The sequence below is a fragment of the Methylobacterium sp. J-043 genome (assembly GCF_022829505.1).
In the GTDB taxonomy this organism is placed as follows: Bacteria; Pseudomonadota; Alphaproteobacteria; order Rhizobiales; family Beijerinckiaceae; genus Methylobacterium; species Methylobacterium extorquens_A.
This window is the reverse complement of the sequence record NZ_JAKSYB010000030.1, coordinates 36,109-60,216: the sequence shown is the minus strand read 5'-3', so window position 1 is coordinate 60,216 and position 24,108 is coordinate 36,109. Positions and strand designations below refer to the sequence as shown.

At 66.4% G+C, this 24,108-nt stretch carries 23 protein-coding genes and 1 tRNA gene; 12 read left to right on the top strand and 12 right to left on the bottom strand.

Annotation, left to right across the window (positions count from 1 at the left end):
- Window positions 1-121 precede the first annotated feature (121 nt).
- A complete protein-coding gene (locus MKK50_RS05535) occupies window positions 122-331 on the top strand; it encodes a hypothetical protein (protein WP_499020971.1) in 210 nt (69 codons plus the stop codon).
- A 223-nt stretch (window positions 332-554) separates the two neighbouring features.
- Here the strand turns inward: MKK50_RS05535 and MKK50_RS05530 are convergent, their stop codons facing one another.
- Together MKK50_RS05530 and MKK50_RS05525 are read right to left on the bottom strand one after the other, a co-directional pair.
- On the bottom strand, window positions 555-848 hold the full coding sequence (locus MKK50_RS05530; RefSeq protein ID WP_499020969.1) for a hypothetical protein: 294 nt from the start codon (window positions 846-848) through the stop codon (window positions 555-557).
- 33 nt (window positions 849-881) lie between these two features.
- Entirely contained in the window at window positions 882-1,538 is a 657-nt protein-coding gene (locus MKK50_RS05525; protein ID WP_253370278.1) for a glutathione S-transferase family protein, read from the bottom strand.
- A 351-nt stretch (window positions 1,539-1,889) separates the two neighbouring features.
- On the opposite strand from MKK50_RS05525, the gene MKK50_RS05520 reads away from it, so the two are divergent.
- Both MKK50_RS05520 and rpsU read left to right on the top strand, forming a co-directional pair.
- Window positions 1,890-3,104, top strand: a complete 1,215-nt coding sequence (locus MKK50_RS05520) for a polyhydroxyalkanoate depolymerase (RefSeq protein WP_253370277.1) — start codon at window positions 1,890-1,892, stop codon at window positions 3,102-3,104.
- A gap of 338 nt (window positions 3,105-3,442) precedes the next feature.
- Window positions 3,443-3,760, top strand: coding sequence for a 30S ribosomal protein S21 (gene rpsU, locus MKK50_RS05515; RefSeq protein WP_012254978.1), 318 nt, complete (start codon window positions 3,443-3,445; stop codon window positions 3,758-3,760).
- 97 nt (window positions 3,761-3,857) lie between these two features.
- Here rpsU and MKK50_RS05510 read toward each other — a convergent pair whose 3' ends face one another.
- Entirely contained in the window at window positions 3,858-4,247 is a 390-nt protein-coding gene (locus MKK50_RS05510) for a response regulator (protein ID WP_003604303.1), read from the bottom strand.
- 283 nt (window positions 4,248-4,530) lie between these two features.
- On the opposite strand from MKK50_RS05510, the gene MKK50_RS05505 reads away from it, so the two are divergent.
- The gene (locus MKK50_RS05505; protein ID WP_253370276.1) at window positions 4,531-5,316 is read left to right on the top strand and encodes a class II glutamine amidotransferase; all 786 of its coding nucleotides are present in this window, start codon (window positions 4,531-4,533) and stop codon (window positions 5,314-5,316) included.
- 152 nt (window positions 5,317-5,468) lie between these two features.
- Entirely contained in the window at window positions 5,469-6,260 is a 792-nt protein-coding gene (locus MKK50_RS05500; RefSeq protein ID WP_499020966.1) for a TSUP family transporter, read from the top strand.
- Between the two features lie 28 nt (window positions 6,261-6,288).
- On the opposite strand, the gene MKK50_RS05495 is transcribed toward MKK50_RS05500, so the two are convergent.
- Both MKK50_RS05495 and MKK50_RS05490 read right to left on the bottom strand, forming a co-directional pair.
- Complete coding sequence (locus MKK50_RS05495) at window positions 6,289-7,335, bottom strand: MaoC family dehydratase (RefSeq protein WP_499020965.1); 1,047 nt, start codon at window positions 7,333-7,335, stop codon at window positions 6,289-6,291.
- Window positions 7,336-7,535: 200 nt separating this feature from the next.
- A complete protein-coding gene (locus MKK50_RS05490; RefSeq protein ID WP_003604312.1) occupies window positions 7,536-7,826 on the bottom strand; it encodes a YggT family protein in 291 nt (96 codons plus the stop codon).
- A 122-nt stretch (window positions 7,827-7,948) separates the two neighbouring features.
- On the opposite strand from MKK50_RS05490, the gene MKK50_RS05485 reads away from it, so the two are divergent.
- Window positions 7,949-8,024: transfer RNA gene (locus MKK50_RS05485), tRNA-Ala, on the top strand.
- Window positions 8,025-8,893: 869 nt separating this feature from the next.
- Here MKK50_RS05485 and MKK50_RS05480 read toward each other — a convergent pair.
- A complete protein-coding gene (locus MKK50_RS05480) occupies window positions 8,894-9,184 on the bottom strand; it encodes a DUF2867 domain-containing protein (RefSeq protein ID WP_499020964.1) in 291 nt (96 codons plus the stop codon).
- A gap of 173 nt (window positions 9,185-9,357) precedes the next feature.
- On the opposite strand from MKK50_RS05480, the gene MKK50_RS05475 reads away from it, so the two are divergent.
- Both MKK50_RS05475 and MKK50_RS05470 read left to right on the top strand, forming a co-directional pair.
- Window positions 9,358-10,884, top strand: a complete 1,527-nt coding sequence (locus MKK50_RS05475) for an aldehyde dehydrogenase family protein (RefSeq protein WP_499020962.1) — start codon at window positions 9,358-9,360, stop codon at window positions 10,882-10,884.
- Between the two features lie 43 nt (window positions 10,885-10,927).
- Window positions 10,928-12,622 (top strand): FAD-dependent oxidoreductase, encoded by a 1,695-nt coding sequence (locus MKK50_RS05470; RefSeq protein WP_499020960.1) that lies wholly within the window; start codon window positions 10,928-10,930, stop codon window positions 12,620-12,622.
- Between the two features lie 107 nt (window positions 12,623-12,729).
- On the opposite strand, the gene MKK50_RS05465 is transcribed toward MKK50_RS05470, so the two are convergent.
- The 4 genes from MKK50_RS05465 to MKK50_RS05450 form a co-directional block, all read right to left on the bottom strand.
- The gene (locus tag MKK50_RS05465; protein WP_499020959.1) at window positions 12,730-13,428 is read right to left on the bottom strand and encodes a TMEM175 family protein; all 699 of its coding nucleotides are present in this window, start codon (window positions 13,426-13,428) and stop codon (window positions 12,730-12,732) included.
- Window positions 13,429-13,676: 248 nt separating this feature from the next.
- On the bottom strand, window positions 13,677-14,183 hold the full coding sequence (locus MKK50_RS05460) for a PRC-barrel domain-containing protein (RefSeq protein WP_499020958.1): 507 nt from the start codon (window positions 14,181-14,183) through the stop codon (window positions 13,677-13,679).
- Window positions 14,184-14,451: 268 nt separating this feature from the next.
- Window positions 14,452-15,663, bottom strand: coding sequence for an alkene reductase (locus tag MKK50_RS05455; RefSeq protein ID WP_499020977.1), 1,212 nt, complete (start codon window positions 15,661-15,663; stop codon window positions 14,452-14,454).
- A gap of 208 nt (window positions 15,664-15,871) precedes the next feature.
- Window positions 15,872-17,053, bottom strand: coding sequence for a baeRF11 domain-containing protein (locus MKK50_RS05450; RefSeq protein WP_499020957.1), 1,182 nt, complete (start codon window positions 17,051-17,053; stop codon window positions 15,872-15,874).
- Between the two features lie 252 nt (window positions 17,054-17,305).
- Here MKK50_RS05450 and MKK50_RS05445 point away from each other — a divergent pair, with 252 nt between their 5' ends.
- Complete coding sequence (locus MKK50_RS05445; protein ID WP_499020956.1) at window positions 17,306-17,752, top strand: SRPBCC family protein; 447 nt, start codon at window positions 17,306-17,308, stop codon at window positions 17,750-17,752.
- A gap of 186 nt (window positions 17,753-17,938) precedes the next feature.
- Window positions 17,939-18,958 (top strand): zinc-dependent alcohol dehydrogenase family protein, encoded by a 1,020-nt coding sequence (locus MKK50_RS05440; protein WP_499020954.1) that lies wholly within the window; start codon window positions 17,939-17,941, stop codon window positions 18,956-18,958.
- Here the strand turns inward: MKK50_RS05440 and MKK50_RS05435 are convergent.
- Together MKK50_RS05435 and MKK50_RS05430 are read right to left on the bottom strand one after the other, a co-directional pair.
- Window positions 18,913-19,194, bottom strand: coding sequence for a hypothetical protein (locus MKK50_RS05435; RefSeq protein ID WP_499020952.1), 282 nt, complete (start codon window positions 19,192-19,194; stop codon window positions 18,913-18,915). The genes MKK50_RS05440 and MKK50_RS05435 overlap by 46 nt on opposite strands.
- A gap of 43 nt (window positions 19,195-19,237) precedes the next feature.
- Complete coding sequence (locus tag MKK50_RS05430) at window positions 19,238-20,257, bottom strand: LLM class oxidoreductase (RefSeq protein WP_499020951.1); 1,020 nt, start codon at window positions 20,255-20,257, stop codon at window positions 19,238-19,240.
- Between the two features lie 596 nt (window positions 20,258-20,853).
- On the opposite strand from MKK50_RS05430, the gene MKK50_RS05425 reads away from it, so the two are divergent.
- Together MKK50_RS05425 and dnaK are read left to right on the top strand one after the other, a co-directional pair.
- Window positions 20,854-21,573: a helix-turn-helix domain-containing protein gene (locus MKK50_RS05425; RefSeq protein WP_499020950.1), complete on the top strand. Its 720-nt coding sequence runs from the start codon at window positions 20,854-20,856 to the stop codon at window positions 21,571-21,573.
- Between the two features lie 593 nt (window positions 21,574-22,166).
- On the top strand, window positions 22,167-24,074 hold the full coding sequence (gene dnaK / locus MKK50_RS05420; protein ID WP_499020949.1) for a molecular chaperone DnaK: 1,908 nt from the start codon (window positions 22,167-22,169) through the stop codon (window positions 24,072-24,074).
- Window positions 24,075-24,108 lie beyond the last annotated feature (34 nt).

Here is a 24,108-nt window from a genome sequence, read left to right as displayed (position 1 = left end):
TCTTCTCCTTCATCGCCGCGGGGTCGGGGCGCGACGCGCGGGCTGACCCGGTCGATGAGGACGTCGAGCCCGTCGCATCGGACGATAGACTGGTGTCGGAGGCCCGGGCGGCCCGCCGCCCATGGATGCCGCGTCCGGCAGTTCGGGCAGCCGTTCGGGCAGCGTGAACGCCTCGGCCGGAAGCGACGCGAACGCCGCGGCGAGCCCGCTGCTCTCCGACTTCCTCTCCCAGCTCCAGGCGAACCTCGCCAGCGGATCCGGTTCCGGCGCCACCGGCACGTCGAGCGGAAACCGCACGGCAACGAGCCTCGTCATGGATTTCGACGCCTGATCCGGTTTCCGCTTGATCCAAGCGGGGACCGGATCAGCCAGCCCGCACGGCGCTTGAGGAGGGTACCCATCGCGCCAGCGCGATGGGTACCCGCCGAAGTCCAAATCCGCCATCCCGAAGGGATCGAACGGATTTGGTATGAAGCGGTCTGGTCGAGTCGCCCGAGTGGTCGTCACCGCACGTGCCGGCTTTCGGGCCCGGCTTCGACCGTTCTCCGGCCCCCTCACCGGAGGCCCCAGCGCCCGACCGCACCCGGCTGGCCCGTGGCGTCGTCCACCACCACGCGCCAGCCGCTGCCGCGGCTCAACTGGCAGACATCCCAGAAGAGACCCGACTCCGTCCGTATCGGCGATGCGACGCCGAATGTGTCCGGGAAACCCGCTTCCGCCGCCGCCGCCACCGCGATCTCGGCCGCCCGTTCGGGGCTGAGCCGCCCTTGGAACGCGGCCTCACGCAGGGTCGAGCGGGAGATCAGGCGTCCCAGGATCGCAGCGATCCGAACTTTTCCGCGGAGCATTGTTTGCCGCGCCCGAGACGGGTCTTTCAGGTTCTAAAACTCCATGTCGAGTTCTTCGATCTCCTCGGGCTCGCTCTCGGCGAGCGCCGCCCACTCGTTCATCAGGTCCCAGGCGAGAATCGTGTCGCGGTAGGTAGCGGAGGTGAAGGGGAGGACGACGTCGTAGGTGCGAAAGCGAGTGCAGACCGGGGCATACATCGCATCCGCCAGGGTCGGCCGCGCGCCGAACAGGTAGGGCCCGCCCGAGCGCGACAGGCAATCCTCGAAGATCGCGCAGATCCGCTCGATGTCGCCCTTGGCCCCGTTGAAGACCTTGAAGCCGCGATGGAGGCTGCGCAGGTTCATCGGCAGCGCCGAGCGCAGGTTGACGAAGCCGCCATGCATCTCGCCCGACACCGCGCGGCAGCGCGCGCGCTCGGCGGGCACCTCGGGCAGGAGGCCGGCTTCCGGACGGATCTCGTTGAGATATTCGGCGATGGCGAGCACATCCCACACCACGATCGCGCCGTGCTCCAGCCGCGGCACGAGGAAGGACGGCGAGAGGTGGAGAAGTTCGGCTCGCGTCGAGGCGTCCGAACCGGACAGCACCTCCACCGAGAGATCGAGCCCGGCCATCCGGCACAGCAGCCAGCCGCGCAGGGACCAGGACGAGTAGTTGCGGCTGGAGATCGTGAGCGTCGCCTCGGCCATGGCTCTCTCCCCGGATGCGCGCCGTCCGAGCCTGCTGCTCCGGATCTGGCATCCGAGGTTTTCGGCGCAAGACTCGTGCCGGATCTCGGGGTCTGCCGCCCGCCTTTCCGGCAATAGAATTCTTCTCCCGCGAGCCCTTATGCAAGGTGATGCATCCAGACCACAGGGACGGGATATATACTTTTGATCGGTTGCGCCCAATCCAGAACCGCTTAGCCTGCTTCGTTCGGCATCGTCGCGCGGGGGGCGGCAGCGGCGATGCGGGATGCGAAGCGGGCGAATCCGGGCCGTTCGGGACGTTCGCAAGAGATGGATGCGTGCAGGCACCTTGCGCGCTTGGAGTTTGGCCCGATGCTCTACCAAGCCTTCGATGTCCAATCGGACATCGCCCGGCAGACCCGCCAATGGGGCCGCCTCGTGCAGGAGGCCTCCGCGCCGTGGATGCGGACGCCCTGGCACGACGCCGCGAAATGGTGGTCGGCGGGTGCGCGCATGATGATGCGTGCCGGCCTCACCTTCGCGCGGCCGGCCTACGGCATCCACTCCGTCATGGTCGGCAACCGCGAGGTGCCGGTGATCGAGGAGCCGGTGCTCGCCACGCCCTTCGGCACCCTGCTCCGCTTCCGCAAGGATATCGACACCGTCCAGCCCAAGGTGCTCGTGCTCGCCCCCCTCTCGGGCCACTTCGCCACGCTGCTGCGCGGCACCGTGCGCACGCTGCTGCCCGACCACGACGTCTACATCACCGACTGGCACAACGCCCGCGACGTGCCCCTCTCGGAGGGGCGTTTCGGCTTCGACGACTACGTCGATCACGTGGTGCGCTTTCTGGAGACCATCGGCGAGGGCGCCCACCTCATGGCCGTGTGCCAGCCCGCGGTGCAGGCGCTCGCCGCCACGGCGCTGATGGCGCACACCAAGAACCCGGCGCAGCCGCGCAGCATGACCCTGATGGCCGGACCGGTCGATTGCCGCGTCAGCCCGACCTCGGTGAACCAGCTCGCCACCTCGAAGCCGATCGAGTGGTTCGAGAAGAATCTGATCGAGACGGTGACCGGCCGCCACAAGGGGGCGGGGCGGCGGGTCTATCCCGGCTTCACGCAGGTCTCCGCCTTCGTCTCGATGAATGCCAAGCGCCACAGGGACGCACATACGGACCTGTTCTGGCACTACGTCGACGGCAGCGCCGACAAGGCCCAGGCGATCGAGACCTTCTACGACGAGTATTTCGCCGTCCTCGACCTCGCCGCCGAGTTCTACCTCGAGACGGTCAAGATCGTCTTCCAGGACTACACCCTGGCCCGCAACCAGCTCACCTATCGCGGCGAGCCCATCGACATGGGTGCGATCCGGCGCACAGCCCTGATGACGGTGGAAGGCGAACGCGACGACATCTGCGCGGTGGGCCAGACCATGGCCGCCCACGATCTCTGCTCGGGCCTACCGCCGCACATGAAGAGCCACCATCTCCAGACGGGCGTGGGCCATTACGGCGTGTTCTCGGGCCGCAAGTGGGAGGCGCAGACCTATCCGCTCGTGCGCAACTTCATCGCCTCGCACGCCTGAGGCTCTCTGCCCTGACGGGACGAAGCTGGCGCCAGCCATGACACGCGTTTCCGGATCGGCTAACGCCATGGGCGACTTCGGCTTCGCCTCGCGGGGGCGGGATGAGGAGAAACCGCGCGGCGGCGGCTTTGCAAGAGGCTTTCCCGCACTTCCAACACGAACCTGTTTCGTGTATGCCGCGCGCTCAGGTGCAATTCTTTCGCACCGATTCGGCTGCCGTCACGACGCCTCCTCCGGAATGCAGCCCGGAGACAGGGGCGCCCGACGGCTTTTTCCCGGTTCGGCCGGGAATCCGGGGCCGGTGCGGTTCGAAACGACAAATCTAGGGGTTGATTCCGTTGCAGGTACTCGTTCGCGATAACAACGTCGATCAGGCGCTCCGCGTCCTCAAGAAGAAGATGCAGCGCGAGGGCATCTTCCGCGAGATGAAGCAGCGCAAGGCCTACGAGAAGCCCTCCGTGCGCAAGGCGCGCGAGAAGGCTGAGGCTGTCCGCCGCGCCCGCAAGCAGGCCCGCAAGACCGCGATCCGCGAGGGCCTGATCGCCGCTCCGAAGCCGAAGCCCCGTACCGGCGCCCCGCGCCGTCCCGGCATGCCGAGCTTCTCGCAGCAGCCCGCGGCGGCCCCCGCCGCCGCTCCGGCGCCCGCCGCCTCCTGATCCGCGCCGGCCGCCGCGCGCGGCCCGCAATCTCGCGATACGAAAAAGCCCCGCCGGCTCGATCGGCGGGGCTTTTTCATTCTCAAGAGGACCAGCGTCAGGCGGCCTTGGCCGTCAGGGTGGCGCGCTCGGCCTGCCGCAGCAGCTCCAGCGGCAGCCAGGGCTTGCGCATGTAGACCGCGTGCGGCGGGATCTCGGTCCGGCGCTCCTCGCGCGCCCCGGACGTCACCACGAGCCGCACCTCCGGCCAGCGATCCTCGACCGCGCGCGCCAGCGCCGCCCCATCCATCTTGCCCGAGAGCCGCGTGTCGGCGATCACCATCGCCACGGTCACATCCCCGCGTTCGAGCACGGCCAAGGCGTCCTCGGCACTCGAACAGGCGATGACGTCGAGGTCGGTCTCCTCGATCAGGACGGTCGCAAGGTCACGGGCGGCCTCGTCCTCCTCGACGACGAGCGCGACCGGGCTGTCTCCGGAATGAGCCATGATGTCTCCCTGAAACTGTGCGAGCGGTTCGGAAGCGGCGGCCCGGCCATGGGCACGCTGCGGCGGAATCGGCGACGCCGACGATGCTTGCCCTGCGACAACAAGTTTGGGGATGATCGGTTCAGCGAAATTGTGTCGGCTCGAACCCTTCCGATCGATCCCTCCCTTAACGGACTATTCACCACACGGAACGAATTGTTACAGTCCGGCGACACGCAGCGGTTCGAGCGGACCGATGCTTGCATAGCTCGCCCCGGACCGCAAAGGAGGCTCTCGTCCCGCCATGTGCCGCTTCCTCGCCTATCTCGGTGAGCCGGTCTTCCTGAACGAGCTGGTCTGCGCCCCGACTCATTCGCTGGTCCATCAGTCGCTGCACGCCTCCGAGGCGAAGACCGAGACCAACGGTGACGGGTTCGGGATCGGCTGGTACGGCGAACACGCCGAGCCCGGCCTCTACCGCGACATCTGCCCGGCCTGGTCCGATGAGAACCTCGTGAATCTCTGCCGTCAGGTGCGGGCGCGGACCTTCTTCGCCCATGTGCGCGCGGCCACCGGCACGGCGACGACGCGGGCGAACTGCCACCCCTTCGCCCATGGCCGCCACCTGTTCATGCATAATGGCCAGATCGGCGGCTATCACCGGATCAAGCGGCGCCTGGAGGCGATGATCCCCGACGAGCTGTACGACACCCGCCGCGGCTCGACCGATTCGGAGGCGCTGTTCCTGCTGGCGCTGGCCAACGGCCTCGACGCGGATCCCGTCGGCGCCATGGAGGCGACCTGCGCCACCGTACGCGGCCTGATGCAGGAGGCGCGCATCGCCGAAGCCTTCCGCTTCACCGCCGTGCTCACCGACGGCGAGAGCCTCACCGCCTTCCGATGGGCCTGCGACGGGCGCCCGCCGAGCCTCTATTATCGCGAGAGCGAGCGCGGCCTCACCGTCGTCTCCGAGCCGATCGACGGCTGCAAGGAGGGCTGGAAAGTGGTGCCGAAGGGTGGAACGCTGCGGGCGAGCCGCGGCAGCCGCGCCGTCGTGAGCCTGCCGCGCACGGAGCGCGCCGCCGCCTGAAGGCTTGCCCGGACAGGGCAGTCGTGATCATGGATTCGAAAGGACGAGTCCTTGTCAAAGGTGCAGGGTAGGGCCCTGCACATCGGCTCCGCCGAGATCAGGACTCTGCCCTGACAACCCGCCAAAGGGCTTGAAGCCCTTTGGGATCCCCGATGAGTATCGAGCTTGAGACGGTCGCCGGCCTGTTCGGCGTGGCCGTGGTGGCGGGCGCCGTCGACGCCATTGCCGGCGGCGGCGGGCTGATGACCCTGCCGGCCCTGCTGCTCGCCGGGCTCGACCCCGTGAGCGCCATCGCCACCAACAAGCTCCAGGGCAGCGCCGGCTCGGTCTCGGCCACGATCGCCTTCGCCCGGCGCGGGCTGATCCGCTGGCGCGAGGCCGGGCCCGCCGCGCTCGGGGCCGGCCTCGCCTCGGTGGGCGGGGCGCTCTGCGTCAGCCTGCTGCCGCGCCCGGTGCTCGACGCGCTGGTGCCCGTCATGCTCGTCGGGATTGCAGGCTACTTCGCCACGGCACGGCGGATGAGCAACGTGGACGCGACGGCGCGCATCACGCCGGGCCTGTTCGCCGTCACGCTCGCGCCCGCCATCGGCTTCTATGACGGCGTGTTCGGGCCCGGCGCCGGCTCGTTCTACATGATCGGCTTCGTGACGCTGCTCGGCCTCGGCGTGGTGCGCGCCACCGCCCACACCAAGCTCTCGAACGCCGCGAGCAACCTCGGCAGCCTCGCCCTGTTCACGCTCCAGGGCGCGGTGATCTGGCCCGTGGGGCTCGCGATGGCGGTCGGCGCCTTCCTCGGGGCCCAGGTCGGCTCGGCGCTCGCCGTGCGCCTCGGCGCCCGGCTGATCCGCCCGCTCCTCGTCGTCATCGCCTGCGCGATGGCGCTGCGCCTGCTATCGAACCCGGCCAACCCATTGCGTCAGGCCGTGACCGGGTTCTTTTCGTAAGGGTGTCAGCCCGTTACGGGCGAAGGCTTCAGCGCGGGATGAAGGCCCAATAGTCGAGATCGAGGATCACGGACGGGTCGTAGCCCTCGCCCTGCTTGTCCGGATAGGCGCCGCAGGACTGGTTCTTGGTCGCCACCGTGCGCAGCCGCAGCGCGCCGATGTCGCTGCGGCCGGGCAGTTCGGCCGTCTCCAGCACCTCGGACCAGGCGTAGACCGTGTCGCCGGCAAACAGCGGGGCGACGTGCCGGCCGGCATTGATGCCGCCGATGGCGAACGCGTTGGCAAGTCCGTTGAAGCTGAGCGCACGGGCGAGCGAGATGACGTGGCCGCCATAGATCAGGCGCTTGCCGAACTTGGTCTCCTTGGTCGCCACCGCGTCGAAATGGACCTTGGCGGTGTTCTGGAACAGGCGCGTGGCGATCTGGTGCTCGGCCTCCTCGACGGTCATGCCATCGACGTGGTCGATCTTCTCGCCGACCGCGTAATCCGCGAAGCGGTGCGGGCTGCCGGCGAGCGCGATGTCGTAGGCGGCCGGATCGAGCGGGGGCAGGGCGTGGGCGAGGTCGGCCGGGTTCACGACCTTGGCGAGGCTCGGCACGTGCTCCTCGGCGATCCTGGCCTCCGGGTCGCGCTTGCGCACGAGCACCCAGCGGCAATAGCTCAGGACGGTCCGGCCCGAGGCGTCGGAGCCGGTGGAGCGCACGTAGACCACGCCGGTCTGGCGGTTGGAGCTCTCCTTGAGGCCGATCACCTCGGAGACGGTCGAGAGCGTCTCGCCGGGATAGACCGGGCGGTGGAAGCCGCCCTCGGCGTAGCCGAGATTGGCCAGCGCGTTGAGCGAGACGTCCGGAACGGTCTTGCCGAACACGACGTGGAAGGTGAGCAGGTCGTCGAGCGGGCTCGCCGGGTAGCCGATCGCCTTGGCGAAGGCGTCCGAGGACTGCACGGCGAAGCGCGGGCCGTAGAGGGCGGTGTAGAGGGCCACGTCGCCCGTGGTGACGGTGCGCGGCGTGGCATGGCGGATGGTTTCCCCGAGGCGGAAATCCTCGAAGAAGCGGCCCGGATTGGTCTTCATGGCGCGCGCGTCGCTCCCTGTGCGGCTCTTGCTGGCCGAGCGGGGCCCCGTCTTGAATACCGTATTCAGGACGAGGCCCTAAACTTCTGACATTGCATCGGCTTTTCGGCCGAACCGATGCCCGTCCGCCTTAGCAACGAGCCCGGCGCCCGCGCAATGCCGCGCTTCGTGCCGGGGGAGGACGGGCGCCGGAGTAGGGCTCAGAATGCGAGCTGGACGTAGAGGTCGGTGGCGAGCTTCTGGGCGAACAGCAGCAGCAGGATCAGGATGATCGGCGAGATGTCGACGCCGCCGAGATTGGGCAGCAGGTTACGGATCGGCCGCAGCACCGGCTCGGTGACGCGATAGAGGAACTCGCCGATCTGCGAAACGATCGGATTGCGCACGTTGACCACGTTGAAGGCCACGAGCCAGCTCAGCACGGCGCTCGCAACGAGGACGTAGATGTAGAGCTGGATGATGGTGTTGAAGAGCCAGAGCAGGGCGTTCATGCGGGGGGTATCGGTCCTCATCGCCCCGCACGGAGACCCGGCGTGAGGGACGCGGGTGCGGCGGGAAATTTCCGGAATTGACAGGCCGAAGCGGACAAGCCTACAAGGCCCTCGCCTCGGACGGGGCTGTAGCTCAGATGGGAGAGCGCCGCAATCGCACTGCGGAGGTCAGGGGTTCGATTCCCCTCAGCTCCACCAGGTTTTCTTCGCGTAAGAAAACCGAATGGTGGCAATGGGTTATGGGAGCGGAAAATGCCCGTTCTCCCCAGCAGTCCCCAGTCAGGGGACGGTTTTCTCCCCAAGCATAAGCTCTGCGCACCTTCGTTGTCGGAGGTCATTCCTTCAACATCCTTGGATGCCGAGCAACTCGGGTAGGAAGGAGACTAACATGTGGTGGCATGCCCTGCCATCCGCATGTATTCACTCCTTCCTCCATACAGGCAGAAAAACCTTTGGTTGCCTGGCTGCCGATCCACGTGCGGAAACTGGCTGTAGTAGGCAATTCGGCTGAGGCGGGTGGCGATCTCGGCCACTGAGATGGCGCCGGCAGCGAGCAGGGCGAAGCCCACTTTGTGATACGGCGCGAGCCGATGCCCGCTTCGGAGATGCAGTCGAACGCCGCCGGGCGGCCGATATGGCCGCAAAGCCGAACGTCGGCTTCCGGGCAACAGGTCAATGACGGCTATCCCCCCTCCGGACGTTCGGCAGCAGCCGCTCCAATGTCCACTTGGGGTAAAGAGTTCGCCCGCCGCTTGTTCGGCTGTGCGCCATAAGCGGACGTTCGTGTTCGGTCTCGCAAAAGACCGCTCAATGGGCAAATGCAGACACGGCTTTGGCGCAGGGTGAATGGGGCCAAGTGCGATGGCCGTAGCGGCTGCACCGGATGCCCCCCGGCTTCGCCATCCGCAGTCCTGCACCAAGATGCGCCGGACATCGACGATTGAGCCGTCCCGTTCCAGGCGCTTCCCGAGCGCGTCGTGGATACTGCGGATCATGACAGCTTAGGGGAACCGAACGATCCGACTGAAGCAAGAGCAGCGGTCAAGGTCGACAGCCAAGCAAACCAGTCAACGCATCCCGACCCTTTCCAGGATGGACCGAAAGATGAGTAAGTGTCCGGGGTAGATGGCTGCGATGTGAGCGTGTCCAAACAGGTTATGGCAGCGGACCAGACGGGTAACGGTGAGACCCTCCTGTTCATCGTCCCGCGTGTCCAGAAGCAGCGACAGGCGGGAGACGAGGTCGTGGTCGTCTTCTCCCGGCACTATCTCCCGGTCCAAGCGTGAGAGCAAGGCGAAGACGCCGATCCGGTCCCGTTCGCCGGTCTCCAACCGGTGTGAATCTTCTGAACCTGTCACGTCACGAGGGAGGCGGACCTCTCGTCGGATCCGCCATTCGAGATCGGAACTGACGCTGGTCAGGGCGCGGGCTACGCGCCGGCCCCATCTTCACGACTGCCTCAATGGCCAAGGCGGAACAGCGCAGGCCGCCATACTGCCAATGCCGCGCGGCCCAAGAAGAGGGTTGCCCCATGAACCAAGCATCGGTTCGGCAAGTCGCGGCCCCACAGGCCTATGCGGACTTCGACCGGCTACCCATCGGCGGCAAGTGGCGGAACGGAAAGTCCAACCGTATCCTAGATGACCGCGATCCCTACACGGGCCAAGTCATCCTCGAAATTCCGCAGGCCGACCGCAGCGACCTCGACGACGCCTACGCCACCGCGGCCACGGCACAGGCGGCTTGGGCAGCCGAGCTTCCAGCGACACGGGCAACCGTGTTCCGTCGGGCAACCGAGATCCTGGAAGCACGACGCGAGGAAGTGATCTCCTGGTTGATCCATGAGTCCGGAAGCACGCGGCTCAAAGCCACGCTCGAATGGGCGTCGACGCGCGCGATGATGCTCTGGGCGACGTCGGCGCCCTACCTCGCCGAAGGGCAGGTTCTGCCGACCGATATCCCGGCCAAGGAAGGTCGGGTCTACCGGAAGCCGGTCGGTGTCGTCGGGGTGATCAGCCCGTGGAATTGGCCACTGCATCTCACCAACCGGTCCCTCGCACCGTCGCTTGCCGTCGGTAACGCCGTTGTCGTCAAGCCGGCCAGCGACACGCCGGTGACCGGCGGCCTGTTGCTGGCGAAGATCTTCGAGGAAGCCGGGCTGCCCCCGGGCGTGCTCAGTGTCATCGTCGGGGCCGGAAGCGAGATCGGCGACGCCTTCATCGGCCACGCTGTCCCGCGGGCGATCTCGTTCACCGGCTCGACATCGGTGGGCCGGCGCATCGCCGAACTGGCGGCCAAAGCGCCGATCCTGAAACGGGTCGAGTTGGAGCTCGGCGGGAACGGTCCGTTCGTCGTGCTCGACGACGCGGACGTGGATCAGGCGGTCGAGACCGCAATCTTCGGCAAGTTCCTGCACCAGGGCCAGATCTGCATCTGCATCAACCGGATCATCGTCGACGACAAACTCTACGAGACCTTCGTGGAGCGGTTCGCCGATCGGACCAAGGCACTCAAGGTCGGCAATCCCGAGGAACCCGATACGATGATCGGCCCGATCATCAACGAACAGCAGTTGGAAGGTCTGCGCCAGCGCATCGATGAGGCGCGTGGGTCCGGGGCACGACAACTGGCGGGCGGAGAGGCACAGGGCCTCGTTCTGCCGCCCCATGTGTTCGCCGACGTCACCAACGACATGCCGTTGGCGCGCAACGAGATCTTCGGCCCCGTCGCACCGGTCATTCGCGCCCGCGGGGAAGAGGATGCGCTCCGGATTGCCAACGACGCGGAACATGGGCTGTCCGGAAGTGTCTTCACCCGCGATCTCGAACGCGGCGAGCGGTTTGCCCGGCGCCTTCAGATCGGCATGGTGCATGTCAACGACCAGCCGGTCATCGATCTGCCGAACAGTCCATTCGGTGGCGAGAAGAATTCCGGGATCGGCCGCTTCAACGGCGCGTGGGTGATCGAGGCTTTCACGACGGATCAGTGGCTCACCGTCCAGCATTCGCCGCGTCACCCGCCAATGGATGCGCGCTCTGTCACGGGTGCCTGGGCGTGAGCGCCGGGAGACGACATTCTCGAAATTGCGCCGAGGCTCGACCATGTCGATGATCGATAGCTGCCGCGACCAGATGTTCCCGAAACTGAGCCCTGCGGAAATCGGTCGCCTTCGTCGGTTCGGTCAGGACAAGCATTACGCTGCCGGCGCTGCGCTGTTCGTGACCGGTGACATCTCACCCGGCATGTTCGTCCTTGTTTCCGGCTCCGTGGAAGTCAGGCGCCACGACCCGCTGGGGCATCTTGCGCCGATCACGACGCAGGACGCCGGCGAGTTCGTGGCCGAGGTGGGACAGTTGGCGGGCCGTGCGGCACTCGTCGACGTCGTGGCCGTGAACGACCTCGATACCGTGCTGATCCCCTGTGAGAACCTCAGGGTGCTCCTGATCGCCGAAGCGGAACTCGGCGACAGGATCATGCGGGCCCTGATCCTGCGCCGGGTCACATTGGTCGAGACCGGCGCCGGCGGCCCGGTGTTGATCGGGCCTGCGTTGAGCGGGGACATGATCCGGCTGGAGAACTTCCTGTCCCGGAACGCCTATCCGCACCAGGTGCTCGACCCCGCCCAAGACGGCGATGCCGCCACGCTGGTCGAACACTACGACGCCAAGCCGGCGGACCTCCCGTTGTCGGTCTGCCCTAACGGCTCCGTTCTCAAGAATCCCAGCGAGACCGAGCTGGCATCCAGCCTTGGCATGACGCGGATCGATCAGTCGGGCCGCACCTATGACGTCGCCGTGATCGGCGCCGGCCCGGGTGGCCTCTCGACGGCCGTCTATGCCGCATCCGAAGGCCTATCGGTCATCGTCCTCGAGGCCCACGCCTTCGGCGGCCAAGCCGGCGCCAGCGCACGCATCGAGAATTATCTCGGTTTTCCCATAGGCATTCCGGGCCAGGTCCTGACCGGCCGCGCCTGGGTCCAGGCCCAGAAGTTCGGGGCGAATGTCGTCATTCCGAGCGAGGTCGTGAGGCTCGACCCTGCCAGCGATGCGCTCGGGATCGAATTGTCCGACGGGCGCCGCATACAGGCGCGCAGCGCCGTCGTTGCCAGCGGCGCCCGTTACAGGCGGCCCGATATTCCGCATCTTCAGGAGTTCGAGGGTCACGGCGTCTGGTACTGGGCGTCCCCCATCGAAGCGCGCCTGTGCCAGCGGCAGGAGGCCATCTTGGTGGGAGGCGGCAACTCCGCGGGTCAGGCTGCCGTCTTCCTGCGCGATTTCGCGGCCAAGGTGTGGATGCTGGTGCGCGGACCCAGCTTGGCGGAGACCATGTCCCGCTATCTCATCGACCGGATCGAGGCCACGGAGAGCATTGAGGTCCTGACCCAGACGGAAATCGTTTCGGTCTCCGGATCGGCGGAGCGGCAGCTGGAGCGCGTGCGCTGGCGGCACAAGCCGACCGGCGAGGAGACGGAGAAACCGATCCGTAACGTCTTCCTCATGATCGGTGCCGATCCAGCGACCGGTTGGCTGCAGGGCTCCGGCATCGCCCTGGATCAGAAGCACTTCATCCGAACGGGCGCCCATGACCTGGCGCAGGAGGCCGGTGAGGCCGGCAATTCAGGGCGTCCGCTTTCACTCGAATCGAGCATCCCCGGCGTCTTCGCGGTGGGCGACGTCCGATCGGGCTCCGTCAAGCGCGTCGGCGGCGCGATCGGAGAGGGCGCGGCCGTCGTGGCGCAGCTGCACACCATTCTCTCGGATGTGGCCGTCGCGAACCGAGGCCGCCGAACGGGGTAGCACCGTATCCCACGCCCTACGGCCGAAGCCCGTAGAACCCGTGCTGCGCCGACTTAAGTCGGCCCTGTCTGCCTGAATGCCGGGGGCCCCGGGGTGCCGACCGAAGTCTACCTCACGGCGGCGGCGAGCCGTGCCCCTCGGCGCGTCTGCCAACGCACGACCGACGGTCCGGGCAGCGCATAATAGAGCAGCAGGACGATGTAGATCGCGATGCTGAGGCGGGCATCGACCCAGGCAATCACGAAGGCGAGTCCGTAAAGCAGCGGCACGAGCATCCAATGGAAACGCAGCGCCTGCATCCGGTGCGGGTCAGCGCGCGGGGAGACGAGGCCGGCGCGCAGCGCATGCTGCCACATCGCGCTGAAGAAGAGCCCTGCGGCGCAGAGCGCCCCGCTGTAGACCATGGCAGCAAGCTGTCGCTCCGCATGCCCGGCGCGGGCATATTCCGCGAGCATCGCGGTCGTGAAGGGAAGGACGGCGACGCAGAGCAGAAGCAGCAGATTGAGGACCAGCAGCACGTGGTCGCTGCGACGGATGTGGTGGAACATCGTGTGGTGGTTGGACCAGACCACACCCACCTGCAGAAAGCTGAGGACATAGGCCGCGTAGAGCGGCCATTGCCGCATCAGCGCAGCACCGAGGGACTGACCACCCAGTGCATCCTCCCGCGGGACGCGGAGATCGAGCACCAGCAAGGTGATGATTATGGCGAAGACACCATCGCTGAACGCCTCGATGCGCGCGGGCGATGGTTCCTCCTCGGGCCGCGGAATCACCTGAGCGACCGCCGCTGCGGCATCAGTCATGGCAGGCTCCTCGCCAAGGTTCGAGCCGACATACGACAGCGCCGACGGAGAACGGGATCGCACCCGGTTCAGGCACCGCTCGGGACGGTACGCGTCGGACGATGGGCGTACCGCGCCCTTGGAGCATCGTCTTGGAGTACCCGCCGTGCAATCGAGTCGCGATTCAGCTTGGCCCCGTCTGCCCTCTTCGTCTCGGGGAGAGCCGGCGTCGCCAGTCGATTTCGGTTCAATCGTCGCGCCACGACCCGTTACGTCAAGTAGCGGAACTCCGGCAGTTTCTTCAGCTCGTCCTTGCTGGCACCGGGCAGCACGATCTTTCCTTTCTCGTCATCGAGTTTCAGCTGATCGAACGGCGTTGCGATCAGGTGTCCGCCGAGTCCGAGGAATCCACCGACTTGTACAACAACAAATAAAACCTTATCCTTTCCGATGATCAGGTCGTCGATGCTGCCAATTTTCTCGTCCTTCTCATTGACCACGGCGCTGCCGTGCAGTTTCGTCGTGCGCCAGCCCTTGGCGACTTCTTTTACGTCTACGCTCAGGAGGCGGACGACCTGGGAAAAAGCCGGGACAGGGACCCCAACGCTCGCGACACCTCCCGTGAACACGGCACCCACCGCCAGCATCGCGATGACTGGAAGGCGCGCCAGGTCAGCTCGACCCGCACCGGGAGGCCGAGAAGCATGGTGCCCGGCGCCGTTGGCCCCGGTTTCCTGCCAGGCTGCATCAGGTCGGACGCGGCGGTAACGGGGCATGAGAACACTCCTCGGCAAGGGCGCTAGACACGGCGTTCGACCGAAACAGCGGCCGTTGCCGCGGACGGCCTCTGCGCCCGAAGTTCTGCCCCCGCAATGGACGTTGCACATTGATCCGCGTCAGACGCACGAGCGATTGGTGATTGCCTCTGCCGAGGGCTGGCTCGGGCGAACCTTGGGCACTGACGTGCATCGCTTCATCGCCGTCCGGCGCCGTGCAACCTGCAGCGACCATACCCGTCCAGGCACGGTCGACGGCCCTCTGGGGTCATCGCCAGCTCTGATCGACGCACGCACCGGGCTGTTCGCCGCGATCCTGCGCCAGACACGGATAATCCGTGTAGCCCTTCTCGCCGCCGCCATAGTAGGTGGTCGGGTCGTCGTCGTTGAGCGGGGCGCCAGCGCGCAACCTCTCCGGCAGATCGGGATTCGCGATGAACTTGCGGCCGAACGCGATGAGGTCGGCCCTTCCCTCGCGGATCCATTGCGCCGCGGCCTCGGCGTCGAAACCTCCGGCGGCGATCAGCGCCCCCTTGAACCTCTCGCGGATCAGTTTGACGAGCGCGAGAGACCGCTGATCGGGAGGGGCCCCTTTCTGCATCAGCGCTGTGGCCGGGTTGACGAGGTGGAGATAGGCGAAACCGAACTCGGCGAGCCGCTCGACGAGGTAGCCGAAGGTGGCCTCCGGGTCGTCGTCGCTGATCTCGTTCATCTGGCCGAGCGGCGAGATTCGGACGCCGATACGGTCGGGTCCCCAGATCCGAGAGAGTGCCTCGGCAACCTCCAGGGGCAGTCGCGTCCTGTTCTCCACGGAACCGCCATACGTGTCGGAACGGCGGTTCGTGCTGCTTTCTATGAACTGGTCGAGCAGATAGCCGTTCGCGGCATGGATCTCGATCCCGTCGAAGTCCGCGGACTGGGCGTTCCTCGCCGCGCGCTCGTACTGCGCCACGATATAGGGCATCTCTTCGAGAGTCAGGGCGCGCGGACGGACGAAGGGAACGAGCGCCCCTTCACCCCGCTCGTTCTCGATGAAGGCCTTGCCCTGCGGAATGAGCGCGGATGGGGCAACGGGAAGCATGTTGTCGGGCTGCAGCGCCGGATGCGAGATCCGACCGACATGCCACAACTGGCAGACGATGCGTCCGCCGGCCTCGTGCACGGCTTTGGTGATGCGGCGCCAGGCCTCGACCTGCTCGCTGCTGTGGATGCCGGGCGTCCAGGCATAACCCTGGCCCTGCATCGAGATCTGAGTCGCCTCGCCCACGATGAGCGCCGCGGAAGCGCGCTGCGCGTAGTAGCAGGCCGTGAGGGCACTCGGCACGTTACCCGGCAATCGTGCGCGAGAGCGCGTGAGCGGCGCCATGACGATGCGATGCGGAAGGTCGAAAGGGCCCAGCCGGTAGGGCTGGAACAGCGCGTCCGTATCCGGGGATGTCGCCGGGCCGCGCGGTCGCGAGAGGGTCGCCGTCTCTGCCATGGATTGCCTCCTTCGGACGCGTTCCGGCCGGCAAGGCCGGGCCGCCCGCGTCACGCGGTTCGGACGCCCTCCGCACGCGGCAGGCTTCCTGCTCGGGCTCCGACCATAAGAACGGCACGACCGCAGGCCCTGATGTCCGTCAGCGTCGGACGAACTTGAGGCGGTTCGCGGAAATGAAGCGCGCCGGGCGCCATGGTGTCGTGGCGCCTCAGAAAGCGTAACGCAGGATCGCCGCCAGGGCGTGCCCTGCTGGCATCTCCTCGCTCCTCGCACACACGACCCGGCCGTCCGTGCAGAGCGCACGTCGGGCCACTTCATCGAGAACCGAATAGGTTTCGGCGTCGTCGGATACGGCGTACGTCACGCTGCCGTCGAGATCGCTGACGAGGCCCGGGGTCGCGCGATCGAGGTCGACAACAAGCCGATCGACCGCTGCAGCCGTCGCGGCATGGGCCGCATGGGAGACGTCGCTGGTGGCCCGATGGGGCTTCAACTCAACGTAGAGAGCGAGAATGCGTTTCACTTCGTTCCGGTAGAGGCGGTCGAGGATGGGGAGGGCAGCGTCGCCGAGTTGCGCGTCGCTGCGGTGGTCCGGGCTGCCCTCGATGACCTCGTCGATGAGATGCGGATACGTGCTCACCTCGCGGAAGATGCTGAGCATGGGCTCCGCCGCGGCCAGGACCATCGGTGTCGAGCGACCCGCGAACGCTTCCCCGACTGCACGGTCCACCTTTCGCGCGTACTGCGCTTCGAGAATTTTCTCGCCCTCGAGGTTCTGAAGGCGGCCGCGCGGGGCCCGCACGTGGAGCGAAGGCCGGCCGAGGGTCTCCGCAGGATCGTCGGAGAGCCGGGCGAGGGGGACCCGCGCCGGCGGCATGTTCACGACCACGTGCAGAAGTCTGGCTCCGCCTTCCAAGATCGCGAGAACGAAGATCTCCAGCGGTGACGTCATCGTACGGATCAACGGAGCAAGGTGGAACCGGTCGGCGACCTCGGCGAGGGGCTTGGGCTGGATCGGCAAGCGGTACGTCTGCATGGACTTCGCCTCGGGCCGAGCGAGCACGCCGAGACCGTGGGCTTGCGACTTCCAGAACTCTTTCACCGATGCGAACGGGTTCGCGCCGCTGAGCCGGTACTTGTTGTCGTCCAGGCTCTCCTGGATGCGGCCTGACAGAACGCCGAACTGCCGTTCGAAGGACTCGATGACGCGTTCCGATACGGCGGCCTCGCGCAGCTGCGAGATGGCATTCTTGGCGAGATCCTTGAAGGCGATGCGATTAGCGTCCGGGTGCAGCGGCGAGGTCGGCAGATAGAGCGACACGAATACGCCGCCTCGCGCCGTCGCGAGCGCCTTGAACTCCTGCAATCCGGGGATGTCGACGTGCATCATCGCGCACCAGCCTCAAGCGGCTCGGACCTCGGCGGCTCCAGGCCGTGCGAGGCAGGGCTCGGCGACCTGAGCAGGCTATCGCCGGGATCGCCCTGACGCGCGTCAGTCCCTGCGCGATCTCGGGTCCCGGGGCCTCGCGCACCCATTTGCTGACGACCGTCAGGGACACGACGAGACTGTCCGTCTCATCGTTCCGAGTGACGAGGATGACCCTGGCGGGGCACCGCCTCATCACGCTCCCCGGGGTGAACCATGCAGATCCAAGCGAGCAGGACGGTGGTTGCCTCCCCAGCCGAAGTATTCAGCCTGGTCTCGAACGCGGTGGAGTGGCCTCTCATCCTGCGGTCCGTAGAGAGCGCGGAACTCGTGACGGAGGGTGCGCTGGGCGTGGGGTCACGCCTGCGCGAGCGCCGGCTCCTGCTCGGGGCCGATGCCGTCCTCGAGTCGGAGGTGATTGAGTTCGCCCGCCCGCATCGCTTCCGGCTGTTCGTCGCGAGTTCGGATCACCACTTCGACCGGGATTTCATGATCGACGCAGTGGCCAGCGGCGGATCGCGACTCACGCTCGTAATCCGCCCAGGTTCCAGGGCTTCCACGGGCCGTGCGCTCCTCGACATCGTCTCGCCCGTTCTGCAGGTCCGGCTGAGCGACGAACTCGAATTGGACATCGCCGACTTTGCGGCAGCCCTGCCGGGCTGACGGAATCGTGCCGTTTGCTGATGGCCGTCAGGGCGGGCCGGCCGGGCCGGCGCATTCTCTCGACGAGGCTGACGCCCCTGGGCGCCGGGTCCGGATCGGACGCTCTCCCCCCGGCTCAGCACGACAGGCCGGCGGCTTCGATGCCCAGAACGAGGGGCATCACAGGCGTAGGAAGGCAGGTGTATCATGACCGGATCGACAGCCCGTGCCGTCATCGTTCAGCCGGGCGGCGGCTTCGACAAGGTGACCTTCGGCGAGCGTCCCGTGCCGGAGGCGGGTCCCGGCGAGATCACCGTCCGCCTGCGGGCGAGCTCCCTCAACTATCACGACTATGCCGTGATCAGCGGGATGTGGGGGCCGAGCGAGCCGCGCATCCCGATGTCCGACGGCGCCGGCGAGGTCGAGGCCGTGGGGCCCGGCCCGGCGGAGTTCGCCGTGGGCGACCGGGTTGTCAGCACGTTCTTCCCCACTTGGCTGGAGGGCACGCCGCAGGTCGTGGGCTTCGCCACCGTGCCGGGCGACGGGGTGGACGGCTACGCGCGCGAGCGGGTCACGGCGCCTGCGACGGCCTTCACCCACGCCCCCAGAGGCTGGGACCATACCGAGGCAGCGACGCTGACGACGGCTGCCCTCACCGCGTGGCGGGCGCTCCACGTCGATGCCGGACTGAAGACTGGCGATGTCGTGCTGGTGCAGGGCACCGGTGGCACGTCGCTGTTCGGGCTGCAATTCGCCAAGGCGGCGGGTGCCACGGTGATCGCCACCTCTTCCAGCGACGCGAAGCTGGAGCGCCTGCGCGCGCTCGGTGCCGACCACGTCATCAACTACCGCACCGATCCGGCCTGGGGCGAGACCGCCCGACGGCTGACGGACGGGCGCGGCGTCGATCACGTCCTCGATGTCGGCGGGCCGGCGACGCTGGAGCAGTCCATGGACGCAGTGCGGGTCGCCGGTCACATCTCGGTGATCGGTATCCTGTCGGGGATGGCGGCTGAGCTGCCGCTCGTGCCGGCGCTCCTGCGGCAGATCCGCTTGCAGGGCGTGCTGGTCGGCAGCCGCCGCCACCAGATCGACATGGTCCGCGGGATCGAGGCCTGCGGGCTGCGGCCGGTGGTCGACAGCCGCTACCCGCTCGACCGTCTCGTCGAGGCGTTCCGCCATCAGGAGAGCAACCGCCATTTCGGAAAGATCTGCATCGAGATCTGAGAGGCGTCGCTGCGGCCGCAGATCGGATGGGCCGCAGACATCTTGGACCGGTGACCGCGGTCGACGTGCTGCGCTGGTCGAACGGTGGACAGCCCTGTGAATGGCTCGATCGTATCGTCCTGTCCCCGGAACACAGGGCTTGGGTGCGCGAACGCGTCGACGAGGAGCCCGGGCAGGATGCGGCTGCCGCTGCGCGGGCACCGCGCCGCCCGGTCGAGGATGCGGTTGGCGTTCACGAACCGCCGCTCCTGCGCGCGGTCGACGATGCGCAGGGCGCTTTTACCGCGCTGACTGCACGCGTTTAGGGGCGGCTGCCGGTGCGGACGCTGGTTGGCTTGCCTTCAGCTGCGGCAACACCTCGAAGCCGATCTCTTCGAGCACCTCGCCGGCGCTGCGGGCGCCGTACTTGAGGTTCAGGATCACGTGGTGGACGCCGATCGAGCGGAGCGCGACGAGAAAGTCGAGCAGAACTTTGCGGCCGCTGCGGAACCCCAGGTGGATGGGTTGTGGCGGGTGATCCGGGTCAGCGTGCAGATCGACGTAGAGGGATTGAGCGAAGGGCTTGAACACGCCTGGTGCCACACCGGCGGTGGTCGCACGCCACCGCGCCGCAACGTCCGCTTGGCGCTCGAGCGAGCGCGGGTAGGTGATCCAGCCGTCCGCATGTTCGGCAATCCATTCCAGGCTCTGCCGGCTCGACCCGGTGACGAGGATCGGCAGCCGTCCAATCGGCTTTGGCACGAGGTCGACGTTCCCTAACATGTCTCCGAAGCGCGAGCGCAGGGCGGGGAACTCCTCTTCGAGGACGGTTCGGATCACGGCAAGGCTCTCGCGGAACAGACCGTCACGCTCGTCGGCGGACACGCCGAAGGCCGGGAATTCGACCGGCCTGTCGCCCGAGGCCACCCCCATGACGAACCGGCCTCCCGACAACCGGTCTACGGAGGCGGCGGCCTTCGCGGTATGCAGCGGATGGCGAAGCGGGAGGACGATCGACCCCGTCGCAAGGGCGATCTTGCGCGTTTGCGCGGCGATCCAGCCGAGCCAGACCCATGGGTCGTAGACCTGCCCGAGATCGCCGAAATTCGGGTCCCGCAAGGGCACGTCTCGGGTCCAGAGCGCTGCGAAGCCGAGTTCCTCCGCCCGGATCGCCAGGCGCTCTTGGTCGCGCATGGTAGGCTGATCGCGCTGGAATGCCTCGATGGGAAAGAAGGTGCCGACCGTCAGTTGATCCGGGGCGAACATCCGCTGGTATCCAGCAGTGTCGCTCGGGTCGGCGCCGTTGCTGGGCTGAAGCATAAGATGGCTCCCACGGTGCGTTGTTGTCTCGCATCGCTCAGCAATCACTTTCCAAGCTCTGACGCCCTGACGCTGATCAGCCGGCCGACGCGCGGCGCTGGAGATCGCCGGGAAGGATACGCACGACGAGCCCGAGAGCGCAGGCCGTCGAGATATTTGTCGGGCGGCCACAGAGTATGCAGCCAGAAGGGGAGGACGACCGCCCCCTCCTTCGGCGTCAGGGCCGTCGAGCGAGGCTCTTTGCGTCCTATCGCGGCGGAGAGGGAGAGCCCCATCGGAGCCTCACGTCGTCTGCCCGTCGTTGTAGGGACAGCTGCAGCGGGGGGAACGCCGCTGGCTAGCTACGAAGGCTCACGGGTGTTTATGTGGGACCGAAATAATCGCCTGAAACGAACCCAAGTAATCAAACTGCGCAGGCGAATTTGACAGAGGGAAGTGAGCAGCCGCGGAAATATCCTAAGGGAACTCCCGCATTGCTTGCCCGCGCGCTTAACCTAGATATCAATGTGAATACGCTCAAATTTCGTAGCAATACGGACAAATATCTACGCACTTACATAAGGAACAAAACAACTTGCTTTGCACGAGGTGGTTCCATGCTTCTGGAGTTCAATGCCGATGATCTGAAAACGAAACCTGCGTCAGAACATCTGCTGAGATTTTCCGGAGATGATCGGCTCCGGGCGCGTGCTGGCCATACTTTTGAGTCGTTTCGGGCCGGCGAAACGATCTACAAAGATGGGGATACGGCCGACTCCGTCTACGAAGTCGTCTTCGGCGTTGTCCGGATCACCACCATAGCATGCGATGGGCATCGTACCGTTCACGCCTTCCACGCCGCTGGTGACATCTTCGGAATCGAAAGGCGGCCCACCCGCTATTCCTGCGCGGAGGCCGTCAGCGAGGCGCAGGTGGTGCGCTGCTCACGCCTGCGACTTGAGGCCATGATGACCTCCGACCCGGCCATGGTGCGCCGATTGTGGGCGCATGTCCTGGAAAACGCCGAGCGAGCAGAGGCGATGTGCGTTCTTCGCCATGCTCATGCGATCCATAAGGTTGCCTACTTCCTCCTTGAGGTGAGCACGCCTCTGTCCGTCGGGAAGAGTTTCAAGCTTCCGATGTCCCGTTTCGACATTGCCGATTATCTCGGTGTATCGAGCGAGACTGTCAGCCGGACCTTCACCTTGCTTCGGCAGCGTGGCCTCATCCTGACAAAGGGCCGTTTCGTCACACTCATTTGCACCGCATCCCTGCGCGAACTCGTCGGTGATGCGCTTCGCCATCGCGGGCTCGAGAGCGACATCCGCTTGAGATAGTCCTGCTCGGATTGCAGCTCAGTTCGGAGACTTGAGAACGCCCGCGTTGGAGACCACCGTTTCATGTGCTGGCCGCCCGCTATGGGCTGCGCGGCCTTTGATTTTGACGCTGCATGCCAACTCGGCAGTGATGTCTTCCAGCAGATCCAGAGCTCGCGGTCACGCGTCCGTTCGGCTCTGACCTTGAGGCTGCCGGCCCGGTTTCTGCCGTTGTCCGTTCTCTGCAGAGCCTCATCAGGGTCCGCCTATCGTCGGCCATCGGCGTCCTTCCGACCGAGGTTGAAGTTCACAAACTTCACTTGAGCCGCCAGCCCCGAGGGTCACCGGTCCCCGCCGAATTCCGCCTGTAAACGACACGTCGTCCGTCGCCGCCACCCACCTGTGACTCAGCCCGACCCGTGTCAGGATCTCGCCAAGCCAAGCCTCGCAAATAAAACATCGCCGCAGCAAAACTGATCCGCGTCATGGCCACAAGCGACGCGAGATGTAGCGTCGGCCCGACGTAGCACGCGTTCCTCCGCGATGAACATCGTTCTCGGATTTGGCCCCGGTCTCGGCCGGTCTGCTTTGCGTGAACCTGAAGGAGTGCCCTTATGGCCAAGGCGATCGGCATTGATCTAGGCACAACGAACTCATGCGTCGCGGAGATGGATGGCACCAAGGCCAATGTCATCGAGAATGCCGAGGGCGGGCGCACAACTCCATCGGTGGTGGCCTTTACGGAGTCCGGCGAGATCCTGGTCGGGCAACCGGCCAAGCGGCAGATGATCACAAATCCGGAGAACACCGTTTTCGCTATCAAACGGCTGATCGGGCGGCGCTTCGACGACCCGATCACGAAGAAAGACATGGGCATGGTGCCCTACAGGATCGTGGCCGGGCCGAACGGCGACGCATGGGTCGAAGTGAGGGGCAAGACCTACAGTCCGAGCCAAATCTCCGCCTACATTCTGCAGCGCATGCGTGAGACCGCGGAGCTCAAGCTCGGTCAATCCATCACGCAGGCCGTCATCACGGTGCCCGCCTACTTCAACGATGCCCAGCGTCAGGCCACGAAGGATGCCGGCAAGATCGCCGGTCTGGAGGTGATGCGCATCATCAACGAGCCGACCGCGGCCGCGCTCGCTTACGGCCTCGATAAGAAGGGCGGCGGCAAAGTTGCGGTCTACGACCTCGGTGGCGGAACCTTCGACATCTCCATTCTCGAGATCGGCGACGGCGTGTTCGAGGTGAAGTCGACGAACGGCGACACCTTCCTCGGCGGCGAGGATTTCGACAACCGCGTGGTCGAGTACCTCGGGGCCGAGTTCAGAAAGGAGCAGGGCATCGATCTGACCAAGGACAAGCTCGCCCTCCAGCGCCTCAAGGATGCCGCTGAGAAAGCGAAGATCGAGCTCTCGTCGGCGACCCAGACCGAGGTCAACCTGCCCTTCATCACGGCCGACCAGAGCGGCCCCAAACACCTCACCATCAAACTCTCGCGGGCCAAGCTCGAAGCCCTCGTCGACGACTTGGTCAAGCGCACGATCGGGCCGTGCCAAGCTGCGCTCAAGGATGCCGGGCTGCAGCCGTCCGATATCGCGGAGGTCGTCCTCGTCGGCGGCCAGACGCGGATGCCGAAGGTGCAGGAGGCCGTCCAGAGCCTGTTCGGGCGCGAGCCCCATCGGGGCGTCAATCCGGACGAGGTCGTGGCCATCGGCGCCGCGATCCAGGCCGGCGTCCTCCAGGGCGACGTCAAGGACGTGCTGCTGCTCGACGTGACCCCGCTCTCGCTCGGGCTCGAAACGCTGGGCGGCGTGATGACCAAGCTGATCGAGCGCAACACCACCATCCCGACGAAGCGCAGCCAGACCTTCTCGACCGCCGAGGACAACCAGAGCGCGGTCACGATCCGGGTTTTCCAGGGCGAGCGCGAGATGGCGGCCGACAACAAGCCTCTCGGGCAGTTCGACCTCGTCGGCATCCCGCCGGCACCCCGCGGCCTGCCGCAGATCGAGGTGACCTTCGACATCGACGCCAACGGCATCGTCAACGTGACGGCCAAGGACAAAGCCAGCGGCAAGGAACAGCAGATCCGCATCCAGGCCTCGGGGGGACTGGACCAGAGCGAGATCCAGCGCATGGTGCGGGAAGCCGAAGCCCATGCCGAGGAAGACAGGCGGCGTCGAGAGCTGGCGGATGCCCGCAACCAGGCCGATGCCGCGATCTACACGGTCGAGCGCAGCCAGGAGGAGGCGGGCGAGCGTGTCCCGAGCGACCTGAAGACCGAGTTGCAGCAGGCGATCGCAGCGCTCCGCGAGGCGATCGGCGGCGAGGTCGTCGACCGCATCAAGCAGGCGACGGCGCGAGTGTCGCAGCTGGCGCAGCAGCTGGCGCAGGCCATGAGCGCTCCGCCCGAAGGACCTGGTGCCGGAGCGAGTGGCGGCGGAGGCGACCCGCAGCCGGAGGTGGTCGACGCCGAGTTCGAAGACCACGGCCGTCAGGACCAGGGCGCGCGCTAGCCCACACTCGTACGAGGCGAGGCGGCGCGACGCC

Coding starts and splice junctions, on each gene's coding strand:
- MKK50_RS05535 (WP_499020971.1), top strand. CDS start 122: ATGGATGCCGCGTCCGGCAGTTCGGGCAGCCGTTCGGGCAGCGTGAAC.
- MKK50_RS05530 (WP_499020969.1), bottom strand. CDS start 848: ATGCTCCGCGGAAAAGTTCGGATCGCTGCGATCCTGGGACGCCTGATC.
- MKK50_RS05525 (WP_253370278.1), bottom strand. CDS start 1,538: ATGGCCGAGGCGACGCTCACGATCTCCAGCCGCAACTACTCGTCCTGG.
- MKK50_RS05520 (WP_253370277.1), top strand. CDS start 1,890: ATGCTCTACCAAGCCTTCGATGTCCAATCGGACATCGCCCGGCAGACC.
- MKK50_RS05510 (WP_003604303.1), bottom strand. CDS start 4,247: ATGGCTCATTCCGGAGACAGCCCGGTCGCGCTCGTCGTCGAGGAGGAC.
- MKK50_RS05505 (WP_253370276.1), top strand. CDS start 4,531: ATGTGCCGCTTCCTCGCCTATCTCGGTGAGCCGGTCTTCCTGAACGAG.
- MKK50_RS05500 (WP_499020966.1), top strand. CDS start 5,469: ATGAGTATCGAGCTTGAGACGGTCGCCGGCCTGTTCGGCGTGGCCGTG.
- MKK50_RS05495 (WP_499020965.1), bottom strand. CDS start 7,335: ATGAAGACCAATCCGGGCCGCTTCTTCGAGGATTTCCGCCTCGGGGAA.
- MKK50_RS05490 (WP_003604312.1), bottom strand. CDS start 7,826: ATGAACGCCCTGCTCTGGCTCTTCAACACCATCATCCAGCTCTACATC.
- MKK50_RS05475 (WP_499020962.1), top strand. CDS start 9,358: ATGAACCAAGCATCGGTTCGGCAAGTCGCGGCCCCACAGGCCTATGCG.
- MKK50_RS05470 (WP_499020960.1), top strand. CDS start 10,928: ATGTCGATGATCGATAGCTGCCGCGACCAGATGTTCCCGAAACTGAGC.
- MKK50_RS05465 (WP_499020959.1), bottom strand. CDS start 13,428: ATGACTGATGCCGCAGCGGCGGTCGCTCAGGTGATTCCGCGGCCCGAG.
- MKK50_RS05460 (WP_499020958.1), bottom strand. CDS start 14,183: ATGCCCCGTTACCGCCGCGTCCGACCTGATGCAGCCTGGCAGGAAACC.
- MKK50_RS05455 (WP_499020977.1), bottom strand. CDS start 15,663: ATGGCAGAGACGGCGACCCTCTCGCGACCGCGCGGCCCGGCGACATCC.
- MKK50_RS05450 (WP_499020957.1), bottom strand. CDS start 17,053: ATGATGCACGTCGACATCCCCGGATTGCAGGAGTTCAAGGCGCTCGCG.
- MKK50_RS05445 (WP_499020956.1), top strand. CDS start 17,306: ATGCAGATCCAAGCGAGCAGGACGGTGGTTGCCTCCCCAGCCGAAGTA.
- MKK50_RS05440 (WP_499020954.1), top strand. CDS start 17,939: ATGACCGGATCGACAGCCCGTGCCGTCATCGTTCAGCCGGGCGGCGGC.
- MKK50_RS05430 (WP_499020951.1), bottom strand. CDS start 20,257: ATGCTTCAGCCCAGCAACGGCGCCGACCCGAGCGACACTGCTGGATAC.
- MKK50_RS05425 (WP_499020950.1), top strand. CDS start 20,854: ATGCTTCTGGAGTTCAATGCCGATGATCTGAAAACGAAACCTGCGTCA.
- dnaK (WP_499020949.1), top strand. CDS start 22,167: ATGGCCAAGGCGATCGGCATTGATCTAGGCACAACGAACTCATGCGTC.